17 protein-coding genes and 1 riboswitch are annotated in these 19,923 nt (G+C 61.8%); of the genes, 7 read left to right on the top strand and 10 right to left on the bottom strand.

Annotated elements, in window-relative coordinates; all coding sequences use genetic code 11:
* The first annotated feature begins 21 nt into the window (after positions 1-21).
* Positions 22-768, top strand: a complete 747-nt coding sequence (locus JV241A_RS22580; RefSeq protein WP_115089143.1) for an RsiV family protein — start codon at positions 22-24, stop codon at positions 766-768.
* Here JV241A_RS22580 and cytX read toward each other — a convergent pair.
* Both cytX and thiC read right to left on the bottom strand, forming a co-directional pair.
* Positions 737-2,029, bottom strand: a complete 1,293-nt coding sequence (gene cytX, locus JV241A_RS22585; protein ID WP_134064540.1) for a putative hydroxymethylpyrimidine transporter CytX — start codon at positions 2,027-2,029, stop codon at positions 737-739. The two genes, JV241A_RS22580 and cytX, sit on opposite strands and share 32 nt — an antisense overlap.
* A 151-nt stretch (positions 2,030-2,180) precedes the next feature.
* A complete protein-coding gene (gene thiC, locus JV241A_RS22590; protein WP_115089147.1) occupies positions 2,181-4,067 on the bottom strand; it encodes a phosphomethylpyrimidine synthase ThiC in 1,887 nt (628 codons plus the stop codon).
* Positions 4,068-4,224: 157 nt separating this feature from the next.
* Positions 4,225-4,329: riboswitch (TPP riboswitch) on the bottom strand.
* Between the two features lie 141 nt (positions 4,330-4,470).
* Here thiC and JV241A_RS22595 point away from each other — a divergent pair.
* Positions 4,471-5,904 (top strand): TolC family outer membrane protein, encoded by a 1,434-nt coding sequence (locus JV241A_RS22595; RefSeq protein ID WP_134064542.1) that lies wholly within the window; start codon positions 4,471-4,473, stop codon positions 5,902-5,904.
* A 78-nt stretch (positions 5,905-5,982) separates the two neighbouring features.
* Here the strand turns inward: JV241A_RS22595 and waaA are convergent, their stop codons facing one another.
* Together waaA and JV241A_RS22605 are read right to left on the bottom strand one after the other, a co-directional pair.
* Entirely contained in the window at positions 5,983-7,251 is a 1,269-nt protein-coding gene (gene waaA, locus JV241A_RS22600; RefSeq protein ID WP_134064544.1) for a lipid IV(A) 3-deoxy-D-manno-octulosonic acid transferase, read from the bottom strand.
* Positions 7,252-7,265: 14 nt separating this feature from the next.
* On the bottom strand, positions 7,266-8,156 hold the full coding sequence (locus JV241A_RS22605; RefSeq protein WP_115089153.1) for a LysR family transcriptional regulator: 891 nt from the start codon (positions 8,154-8,156) through the stop codon (positions 7,266-7,268).
* Positions 8,157-8,243: 87 nt separating this feature from the next.
* On the opposite strand from JV241A_RS22605, the gene JV241A_RS22610 reads away from it, so the two are divergent.
* The 4 genes from JV241A_RS22610 (at position 8,244) to JV241A_RS22625 (ending at position 11,636) form a co-directional block, all read left to right on the top strand.
* Positions 8,244-8,576 (top strand): SMR family transporter, encoded by a 333-nt coding sequence (locus JV241A_RS22610; protein ID WP_010221561.1) that lies wholly within the window; start codon positions 8,244-8,246, stop codon positions 8,574-8,576.
* A 68-nt stretch (positions 8,577-8,644) separates the two neighbouring features.
* Positions 8,645-9,820: an FAD-dependent oxidoreductase gene (locus JV241A_RS22615; RefSeq protein ID WP_115089155.1), complete on the top strand. Its 1,176-nt coding sequence runs from the start codon at positions 8,645-8,647 to the stop codon at positions 9,818-9,820.
* A complete protein-coding gene (locus JV241A_RS22620) occupies positions 9,817-10,626 on the top strand; it encodes an aldo/keto reductase (RefSeq protein WP_134064546.1) in 810 nt (269 codons plus the stop codon). The genes JV241A_RS22615 and JV241A_RS22620 overlap by 4 nt, the downstream gene beginning before the upstream one ends.
* Before the next feature lie 47 nt (positions 10,627-10,673).
* Positions 10,674-11,636: a metal ABC transporter ATPase gene (locus JV241A_RS22625; protein WP_134064548.1), complete on the top strand. Its 963-nt coding sequence runs from the start codon at positions 10,674-10,676 to the stop codon at positions 11,634-11,636.
* A gap of 55 nt (positions 11,637-11,691) precedes the next feature.
* Here the strand turns inward: JV241A_RS22625 and hldE are convergent, their stop codons facing one another.
* The 3 genes from hldE to JV241A_RS22640 form a co-directional block, all read right to left on the bottom strand.
* Positions 11,692-13,113, bottom strand: coding sequence for a bifunctional D-glycero-beta-D-manno-heptose-7-phosphate kinase/D-glycero-beta-D-manno-heptose 1-phosphate adenylyltransferase HldE (hldE, locus tag JV241A_RS22630; protein ID WP_115089161.1), 1,422 nt, complete (start codon positions 13,111-13,113; stop codon positions 11,692-11,694).
* Between the two features lie 133 nt (positions 13,114-13,246).
* Positions 13,247-15,055 (bottom strand): lipid A export permease/ATP-binding protein MsbA, encoded by a 1,809-nt coding sequence (msbA, locus tag JV241A_RS22635; RefSeq protein WP_134064550.1) that lies wholly within the window; start codon positions 15,053-15,055, stop codon positions 13,247-13,249.
* A 15-nt stretch (positions 15,056-15,070) separates the two neighbouring features.
* Positions 15,071-16,243 (bottom strand): O-antigen ligase family protein, encoded by a 1,173-nt coding sequence (locus JV241A_RS22640; RefSeq protein ID WP_134064711.1) that lies wholly within the window; start codon positions 16,241-16,243, stop codon positions 15,071-15,073.
* Between the two features lie 103 nt (positions 16,244-16,346).
* Here JV241A_RS22640 and JV241A_RS22645 point away from each other — a divergent pair, with 103 nt between their 5' ends.
* The gene (locus tag JV241A_RS22645; RefSeq protein ID WP_134064713.1) at positions 16,347-16,949 is read left to right on the top strand and encodes a serine/threonine-protein kinase; all 603 of its coding nucleotides are present in this window, start codon (positions 16,347-16,349) and stop codon (positions 16,947-16,949) included.
* Here JV241A_RS22645 and JV241A_RS22650 read toward each other — a convergent pair.
* The 3 genes from JV241A_RS22650 to JV241A_RS22660 form a co-directional block, all read right to left on the bottom strand.
* A complete protein-coding gene (locus JV241A_RS22650; RefSeq protein WP_134064552.1) occupies positions 16,938-18,050 on the bottom strand; it encodes a glycosyltransferase in 1,113 nt (370 codons plus the stop codon). The two genes, JV241A_RS22645 and JV241A_RS22650, sit on opposite strands and share 12 nt — an antisense overlap.
* 48 nt (positions 18,051-18,098) lie before the next feature.
* On the bottom strand, positions 18,099-18,872 hold the full coding sequence (locus JV241A_RS22655; RefSeq protein WP_134064554.1) for a glycosyltransferase family 2 protein: 774 nt from the start codon (positions 18,870-18,872) through the stop codon (positions 18,099-18,101).
* Between the two features lie 67 nt (positions 18,873-18,939).
* A complete protein-coding gene (locus JV241A_RS22660; RefSeq protein ID WP_134064556.1) occupies positions 18,940-19,896 on the bottom strand; it encodes a glycosyltransferase in 957 nt (318 codons plus the stop codon).
* Between the last annotated feature and the right edge of the window lie 27 nt (positions 19,897-19,923).

A 19,923-nucleotide genomic window follows, 5' to 3' on the forward strand; every position in this document is an offset into this window, starting at 1 on the left:
CTTTGCCTTACAAGGATCATCATGACGCTTGTGAAACTGACTTCCGTGGCCGTGCTGGCCCTGGCCCTGGGCGCTTGTCAGAGCCTGTTCCAGCCTAATATGCGCACGCCGCTGGAGGTCAAGCGCGACCGTTGGGAGCACATCAAGCCCGGTTGCAGCAATGCCGATTGCCCGCTGGTCAACATCGACACCATCCACTTCCCGGCCAACCCCAAGCTGGACGGGATCGTCGAGAAACGCCTGCTGCAACTGACCCAGGACAACGAGCGCAGCGCCCTGCCCAGCTCGCTCAAAGCCTATGAAGAACAGTTCATGGCCAGCGCCGAAAGCCGCAACAGCAGCTACCTGCAAGCCAAGGTACGCGAGCAGCATGACGGACTGGTGATCATCGAGCTGTCCAGCTATCTCGATACCGGCGGCGCCCACGGCATGCCCGGGCGCGGCTTCATCAACTATTCGCGCCAGCAGGACAAGGTTCTGACCCTGCAGGACATGCTGGTACCGGGCCAGGAAGCGACCTTCTGGAAAACCGCCGAAGAAGCCCACAAAGGCTGGCTGATCAGCACCGGCATGGACAAGGACGCCGAATTCGTCAAGACCTGGCCGTTCCGCCAGACCCCGCACATCGCCCTGACCTACGGTGCGGTGGTGCTGAAGTACGAGGTCTATGCCATCGCCCCGTACTCCATGGGCCACATCGAGCTGAAAATCCCCTACCCGCGCCTGAACGGCGTGATCAAGCCGGAGTTGTTTCCCGGTCGCGGCTGACCGCCGGCGCTGCCGTCCAGTACACCAACCCTGCCAGCAGCAAGGCCGGCAGGGTCGAGCCGACGTTCGGGGCGTAGTGCGCCAGCAGATGGTAAGCCGCTACACCAATCGCCCAGGCCAACAATGCCGGCCAGTGCAGGCTGTGGATCGGGCTGGCATCGCTGCGGCGGCGACGGACGATGAAGTGATCGACCAGCACCACCCCGAACAGTGGCGCGAACACCGAGCCGATCAGCAAGAGAAAGTTCTGGTACTGCGCCAGCGGCGCGAAACTGGCGATCAGGGTGCACAATACGCCGATGGCCAGGGCCAGGTGCTCGACCTTCAGGCGCACCAGCAATCCGCTGGAGACGGCCGCCGAGTGAATGTCGGCGAAGGCCTTTTCCGACTCGTCGAGCAGGATCAGCAGCAGCGGAATGCCCAGGCCCGCGCCGGCCAGCGCCAGCAGCAGGGTATTGACCTCGCCGGCCGGAGCAAACGCCAGGGTGTAGGCCACGCCCAGACTCATCATCCACACGTTGCCAACGAAGTAGCCCAGCGCCGTGCCGGCAAATACCCGGCTGGCGCGCTGGCTGAAGCGTGAGTAATCGGCAATCAGCGGCAGCCACGACAGTGGCATGGCGATCGCGATATCAATGCCGATAGCCAGCGGCATCGAGCCATCACCGGCACGCGCCCACAGTGCAGCCAGGTCGGCCTTGGCAACCAGGTTCCAGGTCAGCCACAGGCAAGCACCGACCAGCAGCCAGATGCCCCACTTGCGCAGGATCTTGCGCACGAAGGTCAACGGCCCGCTGACCGCCAGCAAGGTGGCCAAAGCGCCGAAGCACAAGGTCCACAGCAAAGGATTGGTCAGCGCACTGCCTGCGCCGAAGGCGCGCTCGCTGAGCAAGCTGGCGGCATCACGCATGACGATGATTTCGAACGAACCCCAGCCGATCAGCTGCAGCAGGTTGAGCATGGCCGGCAGGCGCGCGCCATTGCGGCCCAGGCTGCGACGCAGGGCGGCCATGGACGACAGGCCGGTGTCGCTGCCGATGACCGCGACGGCAGCGAGCAGCAGTACACCGACGCTGGTGCCGATGATGATCGCCAGCACCGCATTGGCCAGGCCCAGGCCGGGGCCGAGCAAGGCGCCGGTCTGCAGCACCATCAGGCCAATGCCGAGGGAAAACCACAAGGAACAGAGGTCGCGGCCGCTGAGCACGCGTTGCGCGGCGGTGACCGGATGATCGGGGGAAAACTGGCTGGGTGTGCTCACGAGAGTGGTCTCGACAGGAGGTAATTTGTTGTTCTTCGGGGCCCTATCGCTGGCAAGGCCAGCTCCCACAAAAGCCTGACTGCAGGGCCCTTGTGGGAGCCGGCCTTGCCGGCGATGCGGTGCGCGCCAGCACACCGCCTGAACAGCCCGATCAGACCTTTTTGTACAACTGGCTGCCTTCCTGGCGGAACCGTTCGGCCTGCTCGCGCATGCCATCCTCGACCGCCACGTCCACCGCTTCGATGCGCTGGTTGGCGGCGTATTCACGCACTTCCTGGGTGATTTTCATCGAGCAGAACTTCGGCCCGCACATGGAGCAGAAGTGTGCGACCTTGGCCGAGTCCTTGGGCAGCGTCTCGTCGTGGAAGCTGCGCGCGGTGTCCGGGTCCAGGCCGAGGTTGAACTGGTCTTCCCAGCGGAACTCGAAGCGCGCCTTGGACAGCGCGTTGTCGCGGATTTGCGCGCCCGGATGACCTTTGGCCAGGTCCGCAGCGTGCGCGGCGATCTTGTAGGTGATGATGCCGGTCTTGACGTCATCCTTGTTCGGCAGGCCCAGGTGCTCCTTGGGCGTGACGTAGCAGAGCATGGCGCAGCCGAACCAGCCGATCATCGCCGCACCGATCCCCGAGGTGATGTGGTCGTAACCCGGGGCAATGTCGGTGGTCAGCGGGCCAAGGGTGTAGAACGGCGCTTCGTCGCAGCATTCGAGCTGCTTGTCCATGTTCTCCTTGATCAGCTGCATCGGCACGTGGCCCGGGCCTTCGATCATGCACTGGACGTCATGCTTCCAGGCAATCTTGGTCAGCTCGCCGAGGGTTTCCAGCTCGCCGAACTGCGCTTCGTCGTTGGCGTCGGCAATCGAGCCCGGACGCAGACCGTCGCCGAGCGAGAAGCTGACGTCGTAGGCCTTCATGATTTCGCAGATTTCGTCGAAGTGGGTGTAAAGGAAGTTCTCTTTGTGGTGCGCCAGGCACCACTTGGCCATGATCGAGCCACCGCGGCTGACGATGCCGGTGACGCGCTTGGCAGTCAGCGGCACATAGCGCAGCAGCACGCCGGCGTGGATGGTGAAGTAGTCCACGCCCTGCTCGGCCTGCTCGATCAGGGTGTCGCGGAACAGCTCCCAGGTCAGGTCTTCGGCCACACCGTTGACCTTTTCCAGCGCCTGGTAGATCGGCACGGTACCGATCGGCACCGGCGAGTTGCGGATGATCCACTCGCGGGTTTCGTGGATGTGCTTGCCGGTGGACAGGTCCATCACCGTGTCCGAACCCCAGCGGATGCCCCAGGTCAGCTTGGCCACTTCTTCTTCGATGGACGAACCCAGGGCGCTGTTGCCGATGTTGCCGTTGATCTTCACCAGGAAGTTGCGGCCGATGATCATCGGCTCCAGCTCCACGTGGTTGATGTTGGCCGGGATGATCGCGCGGCCGCGGGCGATCTCGTCACGGACGAATTCGGCGGTGATTTCTTTCGGAATGCTGGCACCGAAGCTGTGCCCGGCATGTTGCTGCTTGAGCAGACCGGCGGCGCGGGCCTCCTGCAGCTTCATGTTTTCGCGGATGGCAACGTATTCCATCTCGGCGGTAATGATGCCCTTGCGCGCATAGTGCATCTGGCTGACGTTGGCGCCGGCCTTGGCCCGGCGCGGGTTGCGCACGTGGGCGAAACGCAGCTTGGTCAGCTCGGCATCGGCCAGCCGCTGCTGGCCGAAGTTCGACGACAGCCCGTCCAGGCGCTCGGTGTCGCCGCGGGCGTCGATCCAGGCCGAGCGTACGTCGCCCAGGCCCTTGCGCACATCGATGATGACGTTGGGGTCGGTGTAGGGGCCGGAGGTGTCATAGACCAGCACCGGGGCGTTGGCTTCGCCGCCGAAATCGGTGGGGGTGTCGTCGAGGCTGATTTCACGCATGGGCACGCGGATGTCCGGGCGCGAGCCTTCGACATAGATTTTGCGCGAGCGGGTGAACGGCTGTACGGACTGTTGATCGACCTGGGCCGATTCACTCAGATTGGTATATTTTTCTTGTTTACTCATCACAGGCTCTCCAGACGGCTTCCTAGCAGTGGAATGTCGGGGAGAACCTGAAAGGCACGGACGCACCATGAGTGGTGCTGTGCCAAATGCGCGGTGATGCCTGCAGCTGTGTTGGCTGACTCGACATTCCCGGACCTGGCACAAGAGACTCGCCGGGAAAGCGAGAAATCTTGTTCCCTACGCAGGCGCTAACCTGATCAGGTTCAACGGGATCCGGACTATCCGATCTCAGCCTCAACGCAAGGCACCCCGACAAGAACGGGGCCAGTCTAGACTGGAGTGGCATGCAAAGCCAAGCATCTGGACACGGACACGATAAATGGCGCAAATAGCGGATTGTTGCAAAATGCCGGCGCAACTACACTCACCGGTTCAGAAATACTCACCGTTCAAGGATTGCCCTATGCTGCGCAAACTTTCACTGGCCCTCGCCGTGTCTTGTGCTACCAACGGAATGGCCTGGGCAGCGGATGTGCCCCTGTCGGCGAAGACCGACCTGGTCAGTGTCTACCAGGAAGCCGTGAACAATAACGCCGACCTGGCGGCCGCCCGCGCCAACTACGGCGCCCAGAAGGAAGTGGTGCCTCAGGCCCGTGCCGGCCTGCTGCCGAACCTCTCGGCCGGCGCCGAGATGATGAACAGCCGTACCAAGATAGACAGCCCCTCGGCCACCGCCAACCGCAGCGGCAACTCCTGGTCCGCGACCCTGGCGCAGCCGGTGTTCCGCGCGGACCGCTGGTTCCAGTTGCAGGCCGCCGAAGCGGTCAACGAGCAAGCAGCCCTGGAGCTGTCGGCAACCGAGCAGAACCTGATTCTGCAAAGCGCCGAAAATTATTTCGCCGTGCTGCGTGCCCAGGACACCCTGGCCTCGACCAAGGCCGAAGAAGCGGCGTTCAAGCGCCAGCTCGACCAGTCCAACGAGCGCTTTGACGTTGGCCTCTCGGACAAGACCGACGTGCTGCAATCCCAGGCCAGCTACGACACCGCCCGGGCCAACCGCATCGTTGCCCAGCGCCAGGTCGACGACGCCTTCGAGGCGCTGATCACCCTGACCAACCGCGACTACAACTCGGTCCAGGGCATCGTCCACACCTTGCCGGTGCAACTGCCGACCCCGAACGACGCCAAGGCCTGGGTCGAGACCGCCGGCAAGCAGAACCTCAACCTGCTCGCCACCAACTACGCGGTGAGCGCCGCCGAAGAAACCCTGCGCCAGCGCAAGGCCGGACACGCGCCGACCGTGGACGCGGTAGCGCGCTTCCAGAAAGGCGACAACGACAGCCTGGGCTTCACCAACCCCAACCTCACCGGGCAGAATTACAGCGGCGATGTCGAGCAGACCAGCATCGGCCTGCAACTGAACATCCCGATCTACAGCGGCGGCCTGACCAGCTCGCAGGTGCGCGAGGCCTACCAGCGCCTGAGCCAGACCGAACAGCAGCGCGAGAGCCTGCGCCGCCAGGTGGTGGAAAACACCCGCAACCTGCACCGCGCGGTGAACACCGACGTGGAGCAGGTGCAAGCGCGCAAGCAGTCAATCATCTCCAACCAGAGCGCGCTGGAAGCCACGGAAATCGGCTACCAGGTGGGTACCCGCAACATCGTCGACGTGCTCGATGCCCAGCGTCAGCTGTACACCTCGGTGCGTGATTACAACAATACCCGCTATGACTACATCCTCGACAACCTGCGCCTGAAGCAAGCTGCCGGCACTCTCAGCCCGCAGGATCTGACCGACCTGAGCCGCTACCTGAAGCCGGACTACAACCCGGACAAGGACTTCCTGCCGCCCGACCTGGCAGCAGCGGCCAAGGCCAATTTCGAAGCCCGCCCCTGAAAAGCAATCGCCGGCAAGACCGGCTCCCACAAAAACCTGTGGGAGCCGGTCTTGCCGGCGATGGCAGGCGAAGCCTGCCTAGATCAACCGCCCCAGCGCATCCAGCAAGCGCTTCAACGCCCCCTGGTTGGCCTTCATCACCGCCAACCCCGCCGCCCCCATGCGCTGCGCATCACGCGGCAACTCGACCAGCCGCCGCACCTCGGCCGCCAGCCCCTGGGCATCATCGACTTCCTGCAAGGCACCGGCCTCACGCAGCATCGCCGCGATCTCGAGGAAGTTGAACAGATGCGGACCACTGAGCACCGGCAACGACAACGCCGCCGGCTCCAACAGGTTGTGCCCACCGTTAGGCACCAGGCTGCCACCAACGAAGGCGATATCGGCCAGGGCATAGAGAAACAGCAGCTCGCCCATGGTGTCGCCGAGCAGCACTGCGGCATCAGCAGCCACCGGTTCGCCACTGGAGCGGCGAACCGTCGGGAACTGCCCCCGGCACAACTCGAACACGCTGTTGAAGCGTTCCGGATGACGTGGCACCAGAATCAGCAGGGCATCGGCATGGTGCTCTCGCAACTGCCGGTGGGCGGCGAGGATGATCTCGTCTTCGCCTTCATGGGTACTGGCCGCGATCCATACGGGCCGCTGGCCGGCCTGCCACTGCTCACGCAAGGCACGGGCGCGGGGCAACAGTTGCTCATCGATACTCAGGTCGAACTTGATTGAACCGGTAACCTGCACGCATTCGGAGCGCGCACCCAGTTGGCGGAAACGCTGCGCCTCGGTTTCGGTCTGCACCGCGATCAGGCTCATCTCGGCCAGCATCGGCTGGGTCAGCCCGGCAAAGCGCGCATAGCCCCGGGCCGAGCGCTCAGACAACCGCGCGTTGGCCAGGGCCACGGGAATGCCCCGTTTGGCGCACTGGTGAATGTGGTTGGGCCACAGCTCGGTTTCCATGATCACCGCAAGCGTGGGCTGCACGTGAACTAGAAAGCGCCCGGCAGCCCAGGGCAAGTCGTATGGCAGGTAGCAATGCTGAATCCGCGGCTCATCGGCAAACATCGCCCGGACCCGCTCGGAGCCGGTCGGGGTCATGCAGGTGATGGTGACCGGCAGCTGTGGATAAGCCTGCAGCAAGGCGCGAATCATCGGCGCGGCGGCAATACTCTCGCCCACCGACACCGCGTGCACCCAGATGCCGCCTTTGGCCATGGCCGGCAGGTTCAGGGCAAATCGCTCACCAATGCGCTGACCATAGGCCGGCGCCTTGCGCGAACGCAGGAACAGGCGCAGCGCAACCAGCGGCAGGCCCAGGTGAAACAGCAAGGTATAGAGGGTTCTGTTCATGGCGCCGAAGTGTACTAGCCAATTGCGCGCAAGTGCACTGCGAAGCGTTCAGCCAACCACTGCGCGGCAGGGCCTAAAGGCTCGTCACGCCGCCACACCAGTTCGACCACCAGCGCCGGCGGCGTCCATTCGCTGGCCAGCTCGACCATCTGCGTCTGATAGGTGGGGTACTGCACCACATGCCGTGGCAGCCAGGCCCAGCCGAGGCCGCGCATGAGCAATTCGGCCATGGCGTAGAAGCTGTCGGCGCGCCAGATCTGCGGGCTGATCGGCTCGCCACCGGGGTAGCCGCTTTCCTGCGGGGTGATCAGCAACTGGCGGTGGCGGGCCAGGTCCTGGCGGGTAACCCGCTCCAGCCGAGTCAGTGGATGATCCACTGCACACGCCGTGACCATCTCGATCCGCCCCACCGCCCGGCGCTCCAGGGACACCGGCATCTGGTCATGGTGGAACAACAGCCCGAGATCGGCGCGTCGTTCGATCAGCTTGCGCGCCACGTCACCCTGGGCGCCACTGGCCATCTGCACTTCGAGCAAGGGGAACTGCCGGGCCAGTTCATCGAGGCTGTCGATCACCGGTTGATAGGGCATGGCCTCATCCTGGGCCACACGCAACTGCGCCTCTTGCCCGCGCATCAGGGCCAGGGCCCGGCCGTCCAGGCGTTCGCACTGGCGCAACAGTTCGCGGGCATCTTCCAGCAAGGTCGCGCCAGCCTCGGTCAGGCGTGGCTGGCGGCCGCTGCTGCGCTCGAACAGGGTCACACCGAGGTCGGTCTCCAACAGGGCAATGCCGTTGCTCACCGCCGATTGCGCCTTGCGTTGCTCGCGCGCCACCGCCGAGAACGAGCGCAACTCGGCGACCCGCACGAACATGCGCAACTGCTCCAGATTCCACTGCTCGGCCATGCAACCTATCTCCAGAAAAGATAGGTAATGACTTTACCCCATTCAGGCTTGCTCTAGAATGCCCAGCCAGAACAGAGGATCACCGACATGAACGCCTACACCTACCTGGCTATCGCCATCTGCGCCGAAGTCATCGCCACCGCTTCGATGAAAGCCGTCAAGGGCCTGAGTACGCCCCTGCCGCTACTGCTGATGGTGTGTGGCTACGCGGTGGCGTTCTGGATGCTGACCCTGGTGGTGCGCAGCATTCCGGTTGGCATTGCCTATGCGATCTGGTCGGGCCTGGGGATTGTCCTGATCAGCATCGCGGCACTGGTGATCTACGGGCAGAAGCTGGATGTGCCGGCGATGCTCGGCATGGCCATGATCGTTGGTGGCGTGGTGGTGATCCAGGTCTTCTCGAAAACCGCCGGGCATTGATCCGCAACCGGGTGCAATGGCTCACAGGCTGTATACTGGGCGTCTGTCCAAGCTTGTGAGGTTCATGCATGCCAACCGTAATTTCCACCGATGTGCTGATCGTCGGCGCTGGGGTCGCAGGCCTCTGGCTCAATGCCCGCCTGCGCCGGCTCGGCTATTCGACAGTGCTGGTGGAACGCGCCAGCCTCGGTGGCGAGCAGACCCTCAAATCCCAGGGGATCATCCATGGCGGTGCCAAATACGCCCTGCACGGTGCCCTGACCGGCGCATCGGAAGCCATCGCCGACATGCCCCGGCGCTGGCGCGAGGCCCTGGCCGGCAATGGCGAGCTGGACCTGTCCGGTGTGCGCCTGCTGTCCGAAGCCCACTACCTGTGGTCACCCGGCACCCTGGCCGGCAATCTCACCAGTTTCTTTGCCAGCAAGGCGGTGCGTGGCCGCGTCGATCAGGTCAAGGGCGATCAGTTGCCACCTGCCCTGCAAGACCGCGCCTTCAAGGGCAAGGTCTATCGCCTGGCCGAACTGGTCATCGACGTACCGAGCCTGCTCAACAAGCTTGCGGAATTGGCCGGTGACAGCCTGCTCGCCGCGCAGACCATCGAACCCTTGAACGACAATGGCGAGTTGCTCGGCTTGCGCGTCGATGGTCGCGAAATCCGCGCCCAACGCGTCGTGCTCAGCGCCGGCGCCGGCAATGCCGCCTTGCTCGAGGCCCTGGGCCTGAGCCAGCCGGCCATGCAGCGCCGGCCGCTGCACATGGTCATGGCCAAGGGCGCCAGCCTCAAGCCGCTGTACGCCCACTGCCTGGGCGGCGGGCCAAAGCCGCGTATTACCGTCACTAGCCATCCGGCCGCTGACGGCCAGTGGGTCTGGTACCTGGGCGGCGACCTGGCCGAAGCCGACGGCGTAGCTCGCGAGCCTGAAGCGCAGATCGCCGCGGCGAAAAAAGAAGTCGCCAACCTGCTGCCGTGGATCGACTTGAGCCAGGTGCGCTGGGCGACCGTGCGCATTGACCGCGCCGAGCCCGCTCAATCGGGCCTGGTACGCCCCGACAACGCTTTTCTCGCCGAGCAGCAACGCCTGCTGGTCGGCTGGCCGACCAAACTGGCGTTGGCTCCGGACTTCAGTGACCGGGTGCTGGCCAACCTTGAGCGCGACGGCATCAAGCCAGCCGGCCAGGCCGCCTTGCCCGAACTGCCCCGGCCGCCCATGGCCTTGCCGGTGTGGGAGCAATTGCTGCCATGAGCCTGCCGACCCTGCATGACTTGCGTCGTCCTCTCGGCGGTACCGGCCTGACGGTTTCGCCCCTCGGCCTGGGCACCGTCAAGCTCGGTCGCGACCAGGGCGTCAAATACCCCAGCGGCTTTACCATTCCTGACGACGACGAAGCACGGATGCTGCTGGCCCAGGCCCGCGAACTGGGCATTAACCTGATCGACACCGCGCCAGCCTATGGCCGCAGCGAAGAACGCCTGGGCCCGCTGTTGCGCGGCCAGCGCGATCACTGGGTGATCGTCAGCAAGGTGGGTGAAGAGTTCGAAGACGGCCGGTCGCGCTTCGATTTCAGCGCAGCACACACGCGTTTCTCCATCGAGCGCAGTCTCAAGCGCCTGGAAACCGACTGCATCGACCTGGTGCTGGTGCACTCCGACGGCAATGACCTGCATATCCTCGAACACGAGGAGGTCTACCAGACTCTTGAAGCGCTGAAGCAGGAAGGCAAGATCCGTGGTTTCGGCCTTTCCGGCAAGACCGCAGCAGGCGGCCTCAAGGCACTAGAGCGCGGCGATTGCGCCATGGTCACCTACAATCTCAACGAGCAGGCTGAACGCCCGGTGATCGACTACGCCGCCGAACACGGCAAGGCGATCCTGGTGAAAAAGGCCCTGGCCAGTGGTCATGTGTGCCTGAGTCCGGGGGTCGACCCGGTGCGTGCCAGCTTCGAATTGCTGTTTGCCCACCCCGGCGTCAGCAGTGCTATTGTCGGCACCATCAACCCGCTGCACCTGGCGCATAACGTGGCAACCGTTGCCAACGTCCTGCGCCGCTGACATCCACGCCGCCGCCGCGGCCGACCCCAACGCAAGAAGGAGCCGACATGCCGCGAACGCTGATCCGCAAGAACCCGAGCAACTTCAAGACCCTGCCCCTGCACGTCGAGGCCAGCCCCGAGGGCCTCGTCTACCAGAGCATCGGCGTGCCCCTGAACTTTGCCCAGACCCTGCAACGGCGCAAACCGATCCAGCTTGCCGACAGCCAGCGCTTCGCCGTCGAACTGGCCAACCTCGGTGTCTCGGTGCGCCTGACCCTGCGCTGGCAAAATCGCGATTACTGGGTGCTTGTACGCCAACGCCGCCAGGACCGGGGCGATGTGGTGCTGAAATTGATTTCAGGATATGTGCCAGCCCAGGAGCTGAACCTGCCGCTGCATACGGCGATTCAGGAGGTTGCTGAAGAATGCCTGCTGGAAACCCCGGAAGGCTGGCTTGGCGGGCGCTTCAACGACACCTGGCTGCCGGCGCCCTATGCTGACGCCCTGCACTACCGCGAAGCCCTGCCCTTTGTGCTTACCCCGCAGTCCGGCGCAGCGCGCCCGGTGCGCTGCGCCAACCTGCAGTTACTGGAGCGCCCGCGCGCCTATGTGCACTTGCCGACCGCCTCGCTGCAGCTGATTTACGACCTGTGCCTGCAAGTGCCACGCGAGGCGAAATCACTGAGCCTGTTCCACGTCGATGAACGTCTTGAAGGCGACCAGCTCGTCGCCCGTCTCAACCGCAAGCGTCCCGATCTATATCTGATGCCCCTGGACGATGGCCAACCACGCGCCGAGCTCTTTACCCTGAGCAAGGATCGCCTGGTACCGGCCAGCACTCGTGGGCTGTACCTGGCGGAAAGCTTTGCCCGGCAGGAAGGATGGTTGGTCAGGGATGAGCGGATTCGCTGGAAGGATTGGGTCAGGCAGCAAGGCCTGACGCCGGCGAAGCCGGACGGCGGCTTGAAGCGGCTGACCGGCAGGGCGCGGGAGTTGTTGCAGATGGCGCGTGGCGGGGTGCGCAAGTAGGAACAATCGCGGGGCAAGCGAGCGTCGCCCGGCCCTTCCTACGGCGCTATGCCCTTCAGTTCTTGCGGATCTTCTCGACGATGGCGGTGGTCGAGCTGTTCTCCACCAGCCCCAGCACCTTGACGGTACCGCCGTAGGCCTTGACGATATCGGCGCCGACCACCTGGTCGATGCCATAGTCGCCACCCTTGACCAACACATCCGGCTTGACCTGGCTCAGCAGGTTTTCCGGCGTGCCTTCAGGGAAGCTGATGACCCAGTCCACTGCGCCGAGGCCCGCCAGCACGGCCATACGCCGGTCAACGCTGTTGATCGGCCGGCCCGGACCTTTCAGGCGGCTGACCGACGCATCGTCGTTGACCGCGACAATCAGGCGATCGCCCTGGGCTCGGGCCTGTTCCAGATAGGTCACGTGGCCGGCATGCAAAATGTCGAAGCAACCGTTGGTGAAGACGATCTTCTCGTTGTGCGCGCGAGCATCGTCGATGGCCAGCAGCAACTGGTCGAGACTCAATACACCACGCTCGGAACCCTCTTCGCGCTGGATCGCACGACGCAGTTCCGGGGCGCTGATGGCCGCGGTACCCAGCTTGCCGACCACGATACCAGCGGCAAGATTTGCCAGGCCCACTGCATGGGGCAGCTCTTCGCCGGCGGCAATGGCGGCGGCCAGGGTCGAGATCACCGTATCGCCAGCACCGGTCACGTCGAACACTTCACGGGCACGGGCTGGCAGGTGCAGGGCCGGGTGGTCGGGGCGCAGCAGGGTCATGCCGTGCTCACCGCGGGTCACCAGCAAGGCACCCAGCTCCAGCTCGCTCATCAACTGGGCGCCCTTGGCCACCAGTTCAGCCTCGTCGGCGCAACGGCCAACGATGGTTTCGAATTCGCTGAGGTTCGGGGTAATCAGGCTGGCGCCACGGTAGATCGAGAAATCCTTGCCCTTGGGGTCGGCCAGCACCGGAATGCCCTTGGCCCGTGCGGCCTGGATCAGGCTTTGGTGGTTTTTCAACGCACCCTTGCCGTAGTCCGACAGCACCAACACCTTGACGCCATCGAGCAACGCGTCGACCTCAGCGCCCAGGGACAGCGGGTCGGTGGCGAAAGGCTCTTCGAAATCGATACGCAGCAGTTGCTGGTGGCGGCTCATGACCCGCAGCTTGACGATGGTCGGCTGATGGGCGATGCGCTGGAAGATCGAGCGTACGCCAGCAGCCAGCAGGCTATTGGCGAGGCTGTCGGCAGCCTCGTCCTGGCCGGTCACGCCGACCAGCGCCGCCGGAGCCCCCAGGGCTGCAATGTTCAAGGCAACGTTGGCCGCACCACCGGGACGGTCCTCGATCTGTTCGACCTTGACCACCGGTACCGGTGCTTCAGGCGAGATCCGTGAGGTACCGCCATGCCAGTAGCGGTCGAGCATGACATCGCCCACCACCAGTACCGGGGCTTGATCGAAACGCGGCATGGACAACTTCATGGGCAACCCATATACAAAATAATTAACAGGGGCAGGATATTAGCACAGGCAAAGCGAAGGCTTGTTTACCGCCTTGTTGCCAAGCGCTCCAGGGAAAGGCAGCCGGGGCACAACAGGCCCCGGCGCGAGCAACTCAGGTGATGTCGGCCTTGGCCGGCTCATCCAGGCCCATGGCGTGCAGCCGGGCATAATAGCCATTGGCAGCCAGCAACTCGGTATGGGTACCACGCTCGACCAGCTTGCCCTGGTCCATGACCAGGATCATGTCGGCTTTTTCGATGGTCGACAGCCGGTGGGCGATCACCAGGGTGGTGCGTCCCTGCATGACGTGATCCAGGGCTGCCTGGATGTGCCGCTCGGATTCGGTGTCGAGGGCCGAAGTGGCTTCGTCGAGAATCAGCAACGGCGCATTCTTGAGCAACGCCCGGGCAATCGCCAGACGCTGGCGCTGGCCACCGGAGAGCAGCACGCCGTTCTCGCCGACCTGAGTGTCGAAGCCCTTGGGCAGTTGCTCGACGAACTCCTTGGCATAAGCATCGGCAGCAGCGGCTTCGATCTCGTTCCGCGGCGCCCCGGCCAGATCGCCATAGGCGATGTTGTTGGCCACGGTGTCGTTGAACAGGGTCACATGCTGGGTCACCTGAGCGACGTGCTTGCGCAGGTTGCGCAGGCGGTAGTTCTCGATCTCCACACCATCGAGCAGAATCTGCCCCTGATCATGGTGATAGAAGCGCGGAATCAACGCCGCCAGGGTCGATTTGCCACTGCCTGAACGCCCCACCAGGGCGATCATCTGACCAGGTTCGGCGGTAAAGTTGATATCGGTGAGGACCTGACGATCAGTCCCCGGATAGGTGAAGTTCAGGTTGCGCACTTCAAGACGACCAACGACGCGGTCCAGCTCGACAGTGCCGCTATCGACTTCTGGCGCCTCGTCCAGTTGCTCAAAGATGCTCTCGGCACCGGCCAGGCCTTTCTGGATGGTCGAGCTGACTTCGGACAGCTGGCGGATAGGCTTGGGCAGCAAGCCCGCCGCGGTGATGTAGGCCACCAGATCACCGGCAGTGGCATCACCGCGCAGGAACAGCACCAGGAACATCAATGTAGCCATGGCGGTGTAGATCACCAGTTGCAGCATCGGCGTATACACCGCGCCAGTCTTGGTCATGCGCAGCTGCTTGTCGGTGTTGCTCTGGCTGGCATTGGCAAAACGTTGCTGCTCGTAGCTTTCGCCACCAAAGCTGCGCACTACCCGGTAGCCCTGGATGGTTTCCGAGGCAACGTGGGTGACATCGCCCATGGCCACCTGGATCTTCTTGCTCTGCTTGCGGAACTTCTTGCTCGCGGTGCCAACCATCAGGGCAATCACCGGCAGGATCGCCAGCATCACCAGAGTCAGTTTCCAGTTCATCCACAGCAGATAGACGAACAGGAACACCACGGTCAGGCCTTCACGGATCACGACCTTGATCGCATCGGTCGCAGCGCCGGTGACCATGGTCACGTTGAAGGTGATGCGTGAAATCAGGTGGCCGGAGTTGTGGTTATCGAAATAGCGGTTGGGCAACACCAGCAGCTTGTTGAACAACTCGACCCGCAGGTCATGCACCAGGCCCAGGGAGACCTTGGCCAGGAAATAGTTGCCCAGGAACGAACCCAGGCCCTGCCAGGCTGCGATCAGCACGATCAGCAATGGCACGGCCTGCAGCAGCTGCAAGTCCTTGAGGTAAGGAACGCTGGGGAACAACACCGCCTGGGGGTTGCTCAAGCCATCGACGAAGTACTTGAGAATCCCGGCCAGCATTGGCTGGGTCGAGGCAAAAATCACAAAGCCGAGGATACTCAGCAAAAAAATGCCGATGTACGGCTTCACATAGCTCAGCAGCCGGAAGTAGATTTTCAGGCTGGAGCTCTGCTCCGCCTCTCGCGGTGTTTCGGCCATCGTCGAGCTCGCTGTTCAGATAGAACCGGAAATTTTATCACAGCCTGGAGCCCGGGCACGCACCCAGACCAGGACAGTGGCCAGACCGACCGGCAGCCAACTGATAAACCACTCGGCACGCGGGGTGCCGGTGAGGCTGGCGGCATCGAATTGCATGGCCAGGGTGGAGAACAGCCACAACCCCATCAGGCCCTGGCCGAAGGTGGTATCACGGGCTTTCCAGATTTCGCGCAATACGCACAACCAAATAGTCAGCCACAACAGCATGCCGGGAATACCCAGTTCGATTGCGATGTGAGTGAACATGTTGTGAGAGTGATCAAACTCAAGACCTGCAGCATTAATTCTGTAGAAAGAGCCTAACCCCAGGCCGGTCCAGGGGTGCTCGGAGATCATCTGCACGCTGACCTGTAGAATTTCAGGTCGATAGGATGAACCACGCGACATGATCAATGATTGTAGCAATACAAAGCCAATCATCGCCGTGACGAGCGCAACGCCCGCCAGCCAGTAACTCCGGCGATCGCGGCACCAGATAGGCATGGCGACCACAGATATCAGCAATGCCAGGGCCGCACTACGGCTCTGGCAGAGCACCAGAAACAAGCCTAAAGCGATCAACGCCAACCCCCAGCCACCCTGCCACCAGAGATTGCGGGGCGGCCAATGAAGCATCCAGATTATGGCGGCAGCAATCACATAAGCGCCGAGAATGGGATGGGAGATTTCCCCGACGCCATAGAGCCGGGCATACCATGGCTGTGACTGGCCAACGTAAAAAAGCACGATGGAATAGACCGCAGCAACCGCCAGGCCAAAGCCCCCCCAATTCAGCAAGCGTATTACACGTTCACAGTCGGTATTGGCCAAGATCGGGAAAAACAGCAAGAAAACTGCGATGTACACCAGACGCTTGATCTCTCGTCCTTCCTCCTCGACATTGCTCCAAAAAAGGCTCAACGCAGACCAGCAAAAAAGCAGAGCAATCGCCAGGCAGAGCCATCGTTGAGCACGCCAGACTTCAAGCACAAGCGCACGCGCTGACCACAACATCAACAGTGTAGGAAGCCACACAAATGCAACCAAACCTTGTTGATAAACCTTGTTGCTCGGCGCCAAAGCAATAGCGACCAAGAACCACAACAAACCAATCGCCAACCATACTTGCGCCCAACGCCTTGCGAACATCATGCTTTTCCCCATCGATTCCATAACACCGCCATGGTGCATCCTTGAACTTTTCGGCATTATTACCGGTCATTTTGCTTGCCCGCTGACAAGGCCCCTACCCATGCAATGTACCCGGCTTCCCCAAGTTGACTTCAATCAACTGATTCTCGGTGCCCAAGTCCTGGAGGCCGACAGCTACGGTGCTAAAGTCTACCTGCTTACCGATGGCAATGTTCTCAAGCTGTTTAGGCGCAAGCGCCTGATTTCATCTGCCTTGCTCCGGCCTTACTCGCGTCGTTTCATTGACAATGCGTTGCAGTTGGAAAAACTCGGAATTCCTACGTTAAAAGTTCTTAAGTACCACAAGCTGAATTCGCCAGGCATGACCGCCGTGCTCTATCGCCCCTTGCCTGGAGAGACATTACGCCAGCTGTCACGAGACCCTGGCTTCAATTGGCAGCAAAATTTGCCGGAGCTAGTGATCCTGGTGCAGCGACTGCACCAGTTGGGGATTTACTTCCGCTCGTTGCACCTGGGCAATATCGTCGTTACCCCAGAACACCAGTGGGGCTTGATCGATGTGGCAGATATGCGTTTTTTACGGGCTCCGTTGTCCGCACGAATGGTTAGGCGCAACGTGCAACACTTTGCCCGCTACATCGCTCGGGAGCGGCTCGGCCAAGAGTTCCCCCTCGCCGAATTTGAGCGCGCCTTACTGGCTTGATTGCTCTCGGGGATTGCGTAGTAGTGCCCTGGAAGCCTGACTGAAACTCTGCCAGGCCTGGTCTGGGGCCAGTGCCTGCCATTGGGACATTGCCACCTGGTGAGCAGGCTGTCCGGTGCACTCAATGATGGCCTTAGCCCAGGCCACTGGATCACCAGCAGGCGCATAACAGCCCGCCCCACCCAATTGCTCACGAAAGACCGGTAACTCGCTGCACAGCACCGGCACCGCAGCCATTACCGCTTCCTGAAGGACTAAACCTAAGCCTTCTGAATGCGAAGGTATCAGCACCCAGTCAAATGCCCGATAAAGCTGTGCCAGCCCAGTGCAATGACCGGGCAACGATACCTTGTCGCCTAGACCCAGCGCCTTGACTCGACTCTCCAGCAACGGACGCTGATTACCCTCGCCGAGTATTACCAAGCGCAAGTCAGGCCGGTCCTGGCTCGCCAGGGCAAAAGCCTCGAGCAAGTAATCGAAGCCCTTGCTGTCAACCAAACGCCCCATGGCACCCATAACTCGCACACCGTCGACTGGCAGATCGAGCTCTAGGCGAGCCTGTTCACGATTCAGCAAGCCACGTCGAAAAACCTCAGGATCAAGCGCAGTACGCAGCACCTGCACCGGCATACCAAGGTCCTGCTCCAATGTGATTGCAAGGGTCTGCGAAACCGCCACGATGCTTAACCGATTGCAGGGGCAAGCGCGTAACATGGCAATATCAGCACGCCGCAAGCGGGTCTTGCCATGGAAAACTATGGCTGTTTGCACACCCGGCATTTTCTGCACCACCGGCAGAAGCAGGCGCGAGACACCCAGACCGTCTAACACCAGCACGTGGGCATCGGCCTGCTCCAGCGCCGCACGAAAACGGCTATGCAACCACGGCCTGAGCAACCCCCATATGTGCCGTCCCTTTAGCAGGCGATGGGACAGGTGCCACTCGCGCGTCGGCTCGGCACCACAGCACGAGCCCTGCCCTTGCAATAGCCAACTGCTGATCTTTGTCCCAGGCTCGGCCTGCGACAATATCTGCTGATGCACCTTATGCACCGAAACGTAAGGCGAGCCGCCAGCCCACATGATGTTGACGATATTCACGGGGCTATACCCCTTGTATCGCTCTGGGCAACTGGCAAACCGGCTATATCAACTCGCAAGAACGCCAATACCCACTCCCAATGCAAAACCGACCAACAAGGTCACCACCAGCTTCACCCGCTCACGCTGACGCCGGCGAGCTTTACGCTGGAGCTCTTCTGGCAGACTTACATGCATGCCGAAGCCAGTGTGCAACACGGCATCGCCCTCCAGGCTTACGCCTGTCAGGTTCAATTCGGCATAGCGTTTTGACAAAGCCTTTTCACCAGCATAGGCGGCGAATGGCGCACAGCGCTGATAATCGCTCAAGCGGCGCAATCCCGGGTTAAGAGAGAAGCTCTGCCACTCGGGCTTGTCCGAAAGCAATGGATAGCAAGGCACGCCGGCAATCACCTGGCGCTCGCCCATGTGGATGTACGGACTGTGCAATTTAAGGTCATAGACGTAGCTACGCAGCCAGACCTGGAGCAGCTCTGGACTAAATGCCAGGATAGCCCGGGAGTCCTCGACAAAGCCCGGACGGTAAAATTCCCAGTCGTCTTCACAATGAAAGATGTAGGGCGTCTTGACGTGACTGTAGGCAAGGTCGATCGAAGCCAGTTGACCCAGTTTCGGGCGATTGACGAAAACCTTGCAGTGCGGCTTCCAATGCTCGGGCACAGCCTCGTGAACCGCTTCATCCCCCGAATCCTCGGTGATGAACACTTCACGAATAGGCGCGGTATTGAACCGGTCAAAACTTTCCAGCGTGAGTTTAAGCAAATCGAAGCGCCCGCAACTGGTGACCACCAGGGTTACGTCGCTATCTTGGCAGAATCGCACCGGATTCCCTCCCCATAAACTGTATTCAGATGTTCGAGACTACTTCCCTGGCTCCAGGACAGCCGGCTCATATGCCCAGTCTCAAACGCAAGCGTTGCCAGCCGGACAGGGCTGGACGGGGACGAAGAGGTGGCTGCATTTTTTCCACGATGCTACGACCTACCTGGGCGAAACTGAATTGCGAGACGGCCAGCTCACGACCGTTGTTGCCGATACGCTCGACCAGTGCAGGGTCGCCACGCAACACTTTCAGCTTCTCTTGCAACGCGGCAATGCTGTCATACAGCACCACGTTATGCATGTCTTTCAAGCCCAGGGCGCGATTTTCCGCTTCACCCTGGTCATAAGCCAGCAAAACGCAGCCACAGGCCATCGCCTCGAAATTCTTGATCATGTACTCGCCCATGCCGACATCGGCGCTTACAAAGAAACGGATACGGTTGAGTGTGTCGCAATATTCTTCGCCCGAATTGGTGCGTGTCACCAGCAGGTTTTCCACTTGTGCCAACTCATCGAGCAGGGCCTTGCGGCCGCTGTAGGCAACACTGTTGGTGCTGCCGACGAAGGCCAGTTCGATATCCCGCTCGCGCCCCTGGTCAGCCAGCAACTGCTGATCGTAGCCCTTGGGCACGAACTCGGCATCGAAGCCTTCCTGGCGCAGGCGTTCACTGACCATGTAACCCGAGCTGATCACCCGCGCCCAGGGCAACTGGCGGTAGTGGGCACTGAACTTGCCGGTGTACTTGCACGGGATGTAGTTCTGGTAGGCATCATGTTCGAGGATGACCAGGTTGGGCACCGTGCGAATGAAACCGACCTGGCGAATCTCTTGCTTGAAACGCAGGAAGAACACGATCCTGTCGTACTTGTCGACGTCGATCTCGCGACGGAAATAACTGCGCAGATTGCGTTGGTCGTCGCTGCTCAGCCAGCGCAGGTCGCAGTCGCAATGCGCGGCAACGCCGTCATACAAACGATCGAGGATCGCCCGTTGTTCTTTCTGCACCAGAAATAGAACTTTCATCGTTTTCCTTGCGGCGCTCGGGCCACA

Source organism: Pseudomonas sp. JV241A, assembly GCF_900275665.1.
In the GTDB taxonomy this organism is placed as follows: Bacteria; Pseudomonadota; Gammaproteobacteria; order Pseudomonadales; family Pseudomonadaceae; genus Aquipseudomonas; species Aquipseudomonas wadenswilerensis.

Bases quoted from the DNA above. Each gene is read 5' to 3' on its own strand.
- JV241A_RS22580 (WP_115089143.1), top strand. From the start codon at position 22: ATGACGCTTGTGAAACTGACTTCCGTGGCCGTGCTGGCCCTGGCCCTG.
- thiC (WP_115089147.1), bottom strand. From the start codon at position 4,067: ATGAGTAAACAAGAAAAATATACCAATCTGAGTGAATCGGCCCAGGTC.
- JV241A_RS22595 (WP_134064542.1), top strand. From the start codon at position 4,471: ATGCTGCGCAAACTTTCACTGGCCCTCGCCGTGTCTTGTGCTACCAAC.
- waaA (WP_134064544.1), bottom strand. From the start codon at position 7,251: ATGAACAGAACCCTCTATACCTTGCTGTTTCACCTGGGCCTGCCGCTG.
- JV241A_RS22605 (WP_115089153.1), bottom strand. From the start codon at position 8,156: ATGGCCGAGCAGTGGAATCTGGAGCAGTTGCGCATGTTCGTGCGGGTC.
- JV241A_RS22610 (WP_010221561.1), top strand. From the start codon at position 8,244: ATGAACGCCTACACCTACCTGGCTATCGCCATCTGCGCCGAAGTCATC.
- JV241A_RS22615 (WP_115089155.1), top strand. From the start codon at position 8,645: ATGCCAACCGTAATTTCCACCGATGTGCTGATCGTCGGCGCTGGGGTC.
- JV241A_RS22620 (WP_134064546.1), top strand. From the start codon at position 9,817: ATGAGCCTGCCGACCCTGCATGACTTGCGTCGTCCTCTCGGCGGTACC.
- JV241A_RS22625 (WP_134064548.1), top strand. From the start codon at position 10,674: ATGCCGCGAACGCTGATCCGCAAGAACCCGAGCAACTTCAAGACCCTG.
- hldE (WP_115089161.1), bottom strand. From the start codon at position 13,113: ATGAAGTTGTCCATGCCGCGTTTCGATCAAGCCCCGGTACTGGTGGTG.
- msbA (WP_134064550.1), bottom strand. From the start codon at position 15,055: ATGGCCGAAACACCGCGAGAGGCGGAGCAGAGCTCCAGCCTGAAAATC.
- JV241A_RS22640 (WP_134064711.1), bottom strand. From the start codon at position 16,243: ATGTTCGCAAGGCGTTGGGCGCAAGTATGGTTGGCGATTGGTTTGTTG.
- JV241A_RS22645 (WP_134064713.1), top strand. From the start codon at position 16,347: ATGCAATGTACCCGGCTTCCCCAAGTTGACTTCAATCAACTGATTCTC.
- JV241A_RS22660 (WP_134064556.1), bottom strand. From the start codon at position 19,896: ATGAAAGTTCTATTTCTGGTGCAGAAAGAACAACGGGCGATCCTCGAT.